This is a genomic window from Streptomyces sp. NPDC057428, from assembly GCF_042803195.1.
Lineage (GTDB): Bacteria > Actinomycetota > Actinomycetes > Streptomycetales > Streptomycetaceae > Streptomyces.
In genome coordinates, this window is sequence record NZ_JBHVCT010000185.1 from 1 (window position 1) to 4189 (window position 4189).

Below are 4189 nucleotides of genomic sequence, written 5' to 3' on the forward strand. Positions count from 1 at the left end.
ACGGTGTAGGAACCTCGATCTTCTCACCGGCAAAGTGCACCTGTCGCCATATCAGCTGCCACACACCCCGCACTACCTGCGGATTCGGGTCTGAGTCAGGCCTCCGCACTGCGCTGGTGGTCGGCATCGCGATGGTGGTCATCAACATCTCGCCCGGCACCGTGGCGAAGCGCGCCTCCGCGGTCTTCGGCAAGCTCGGCATCCCCTGCACCGGGCAGGACAACCGGAGAGTGCTGTGCGGCGAGGCGGGTCACCCGTTGCCGACGATGCTGCGGGCCACCCTCACCTGCCAGTTGGTGACGCCGACGATGACCAAGGGGCCGAAGAAGAAGGCCACCACACCGGCCGCGAAGTGCAGCGCCACCGCACCGGCCGGGCTGGGGCCGCCCCAGGCCGGGGTGGGGTAGGACGCCCAGCCCCAGATCGGGTACGTCAGATTGCGCGCGGACACGATGAACCAGCCCGCGACGAGGGTGAACGAGACCGAGCTGGTCAGCAGGTTGACCAGCATGAAGAGGAGGCCGCGCCCGATCCGGCCGACACCCGAGCGGCGCCCGATGTCCTCGCCGAGCAGGAGCTGGGCGCGCAGCCGCTCGACCGCCGGCCCGATGAACGTGACCACCACCAGCATGACCAGCAGGACCAGCACGCCCATCTGCTGATTCCCGTGGCCCTGGGCGGACTTCATGGCGGCACATGCCGCCACGTCCGTGGCCGGAACGGCCCGGTCAGCAGCCCGATGCGTCCGGAGCCCGAAACAGAGGTGGACATGGTGAGATTTCCTCTCGTGGGGGTTGAGCTGAGCGCCCTGAGTCCGGACGGGACCGGCGAGTCCGGCCCCGCCCGGGCGACAGGAGCAACAGGCAGCCGCTGCGGTTGCCCGGTCGATGACTGCGGGGGAGAGTCCGGACCGGCTCAGGCCGGCAGCTGAGAGGACTATGACAGTGCCGGGCTGGCCGAGCGCCTCGTGATGCTGACTCAGCACGTGTTTCTCGCGGGCAGGTTGGAAATCGCGCTTACAAGGAAGAACTGTCCATACCCTGCAGGTGCGCTGCGCCGCTCGTCGGATCGGCCTTACCCAACTCCAGCTCCCCAACCGTCTGATCCCCGCTCGTCTCCCCGGTCAGCCGGAACCCCAGCCCCAGGTAGAAACCCTCGGGGCCGTCCTCGCCCGGGTGCCAGGTGGTGGTCAGTCGGGTGCCACCACGGCGGCGGATCTCGGCGGCCACGGACTCAACCGCGAAGCGGCCGTATCCGCGCCCCTGTTCGCCGGCCGCAATGTTGAGCCGCCACAATCCCGAGCGGATGTCGGCGCCTTTGCCGTCCCCCGCGAAGTCGATGTCGAGGAAGGCCATGAGGAAGCCGACTGGCCTCTCGCCGTCGAAGATGAGGCGCGGCCACGCTATGCCTGGGTATACGTATGCCTCGGCAAGGGACTTCGCCACCGGAGCCACCAGGTGCTCCTGGTCAGGGCGGACCTTCAGATCGATCGCGACATCGAAGTTCGCGGCAGTAACCGTTTCCAGACGGAGCGTAGTCGCCATAGGGAAACCGTAAGCCTGCGATTCAAGTGGTTTTCCTGGCGTGGCGTCGCATACCTCCCGCAGACGACGACACCGCTGGCCTCCTCCCGCCCCAGTCGCTGGCGGCTGGTGTTCACGGACGAGCCGGAGTCCTGGTTTGACGACGAGGAGGCGGACGATCCCGAGTGATGGCTGTACGTGCGCGGTCGAGTCAGTGCCTGGCTGGCCGAAGAGGGCTACCGCCCGAGGCTTTCCGCGCAGCGCTCTGATCCGCGCAAGGGGTGGGTCGAGGCGAGGCCTCGCGGTCAGACCTTGATGATGCGGACGCTGGGGCCGCAGAGCATCAGGAGGTCTTCGGGGTCCGATGTCAGGACGGTCACTGGGACCGGCGAGGTGAGCGCGGTGGCGGCCACGATGGCGTCGAGGGCGTACTTGTGGCCGTGCAGTCCGGCCGCAGCCAGGAGTTTGCTCGCGTTGCGGGCGATGGCTTCGTTGGGCGGGATGACGTTCACGCGGGAGACGGCGTAGTCGAAGCGGGCTTGGTTGACCTTGGGGTCGCGTGCTTCGACGAGGGTGACGGAGCTGGTGACGACGCGGATGTCTTCGGCTTCGGCTGCCGTAAGCCACTCGGTGATCTCAGGTGTGCGTCGTACCAGTTTGGACAGGCCTTCGCAGTCCAGGACGAGCGTGCCGCTCACGCGGCGTCTGCCGAGCTGGCCGTCTCGCCGCGGAGGATCGCACGTTTGGCGTCGACAGCCGACTGGTCGACCGGGCCATGAGCGGCTTCCGCGTCCTCGATGAGTTCGCGCAGTCGGTCCCGCTCCAGTTGGCGCTGGATGAGGGACTCGACGTAGGCAGACATACCTCGCTTGCCCGTACGTGCCTTGAGGGCAGCGATGGTGCCTTCGTGGAGCGAGACCGATACGGGCCGGACGGGTCCTTCGCCGGGCGCCGGGGGGGTAGCCATGGGGCCAAGATTAACAAGACTCTTGTTATTGGGTAAGGGCTGTCCCGTAATCCCTGGCGGGGGATCCACCAGGGACTTTTCAGGGACTCTCACGTCTGTCCCAGGGATATTCCAGGGACTTCCGCCATGAAAGCAGGGAAGGCCCTGACAGCGCTGAAAGAAGCGAACGCGCTGGTCAGGGCCGGAAACCTCAGCACTCGATGATGTTCACCGCGAGCCCGCCCCGCGCGGTCTCCTTGTACTTCACACTCATGTCGGCCCCCGTCTCCTTCATGGTCTTGATGACCTTGTCCAGGGAGACCATGTGGCTGCCGTCGCCGCGCAGCGCCATCTTCGCCGCCGTGACCGCCTTGACCGCAGCCATGCCGTTGCGCTCGATGCACGGGATCTGGACCAGTCCGCCGACCGGGTCGCAGGTCAGGCCCAGGTTGTGCTCCATGCCGATCTCGGCGGCGTTCTCCACCTGCTCGGGGGAGCCGCCCAGGACCTCGGCGAGGGCGCCGGCGGCCATGGAGCAGGCGGAGCCGACCTCGCCCTGGCAGCCGACCTCGGCGCCGGAGATCGAGGCGTTCTCCTTGAACAGCATGCCGATGGCGCCCGCGGCCAGCAGGAAGCGGACGACGCTGTCGTCCTTCTCGGCCGGGGTGCAGCCGCCCGCCGCGAAGTTCATCCAGTAGTGCAGGACAGCCGGGATGATGCCCGCCGCACCGTTGGTCGGGGCGGTGACGACACGGCCCCCGGCGGCGTTCTCCTCGTTGACGGCCATCGCGTAGAGGGTGATCCACTCCATCGCGTGCTTCTGCGGGTCGCCCTCGGCGCGCAGCTGGCGGGCGGAGTTCGCGGCGCGACGGCGGACCTTCAGACCACCGGGCAGGATGCCCTCCCGGGACATGCCGCGGGTGACGCAGGCCTGCATCACCTGCCAGATCTCCAGCAGCCCGGCGCGGATCTCGGCCTCGGTCCGCCAGGCCTTCTCGTTCTCCAGCATGAGCGAGGAGATGGACAGGCCGGTCTCCCGGGCGAGCCTCAGCAGCTCGTCGCCGGTGCGGAACGGGTGCTTGAGGACGGTGTCCTCCGGGACGATCGGGTCCTCGCCGGCCACGGCGTCCTCGTCGACGACGAATCCGCCGCCAACCGAGTAGTAGGTCTTCTCCAGGAGCGGAGCCCCGTCGCGGTCGTACGCGAAGACCGTCATCCCGTTCGCGTGGTAGGGCAGCGCCTTGCGGCGGTGGAGGACCAGCTGCTCGTCGGCGTCGAAGGGGATGTCGTGCATGCCCAGCAGATTGATGCGCCCCGAGGCGCGGATCTCCTCGACGCGGGCGTCCGCGCCCTCGACGTCGACCGTGCGGGGCGACTCGCCCTCCAGGCCGAGCAGGACTGCCTTCGGGGTGCCGTGGCCGTGACCGGTGGCGCCGAGGGAGCCGTACAGTTCGGCGCGTATCGACGCGGTGTGGGCCAGCAGGCCCTCGTTCTTGAGGCGACGGGCGAACATACGGGCCGCGCGCATGGGGCCGACCGTGTGGGAGCTGGACGGGCCGATGCCGACCGAGAAGAGGTCGAAGACCGAGATGGCCACGGAAGGACTCCTAAGGGGTTCGGCTGACGCCGTTGTCTGCCGGGTGGTGCGGGACGGGCCTGTGGGCTCGAAGAGCGGGGGGACAAGGGTGGGGGCACCGCGCTCACTCTTCAGTGTGCGCGG

Annotated in this window: 6 protein-coding genes; all 6 read right to left on the reverse strand. The window is 68.2% G+C overall.

Features of this window, described 5'->3' with window-relative positions:
- A partial coding sequence (locus ACFU5K_RS31400; protein WP_384068006.1) for a hypothetical protein occupies nt 1-193 on the reverse strand: 193 nt, incomplete at its 3' end.
- A 57-nt stretch (nt 194-250) separates the two neighbouring features.
- Nucleotides 251-688 carry a sensor domain-containing protein gene (locus ACFU5K_RS31405; RefSeq protein ID WP_384068009.1) on the reverse strand — a complete coding sequence of 146 codons (438 nt, stop codon included), beginning with the start codon at nt 686-688 and terminating at the stop codon, nt 251-253.
- A gap of 328 nt (nt 689-1016) precedes the next feature.
- A complete protein-coding gene (locus ACFU5K_RS31410; protein ID WP_384068013.1) occupies nt 1017-1544 on the reverse strand; it encodes a GNAT family N-acetyltransferase in 528 nt (175 codons plus the stop codon).
- Nucleotides 1545-1828: 284 nt separating this feature from the next.
- On the reverse strand, nt 1829-2221 hold the full coding sequence (locus ACFU5K_RS31415; RefSeq protein ID WP_384068015.1) for a type II toxin-antitoxin system VapC family toxin: 393 nt from the start codon (nt 2219-2221) through the stop codon (nt 1829-1831).
- Nucleotides 2218-2490, reverse strand: coding sequence for a hypothetical protein (locus tag ACFU5K_RS31420; protein ID WP_384068018.1), 273 nt, complete (start codon nt 2488-2490; stop codon nt 2218-2220). The genes ACFU5K_RS31415 and ACFU5K_RS31420 overlap by 4 nt, the downstream gene beginning before the upstream one ends.
- A 190-nt stretch (nt 2491-2680) precedes the next feature.
- Nucleotides 2681-4066, reverse strand: coding sequence for an L-serine ammonia-lyase (locus ACFU5K_RS31425; protein WP_384068021.1), 1386 nt, complete (start codon nt 4064-4066; stop codon nt 2681-2683).
- Nucleotides 4067-4189 lie beyond the last annotated feature (123 nt).

Coding starts and splice junctions, on each gene's coding strand:
- ACFU5K_RS31405 (WP_384068009.1), bottom strand. CDS start 688: ATGAAGTCCGCCCAGGGCCACGGGAATCAGCAGATGGGCGTGCTGGTC.
- ACFU5K_RS31420 (WP_384068018.1), bottom strand. CDS start 2,490: ATGGCTACCCCCCCGGCGCCCGGCGAAGGACCCGTCCGGCCCGTATCG.
- ACFU5K_RS31410 (WP_384068013.1), bottom strand. CDS start 1,544: ATGGCGACTACGCTCCGTCTGGAAACGGTTACTGCCGCGAACTTCGAT.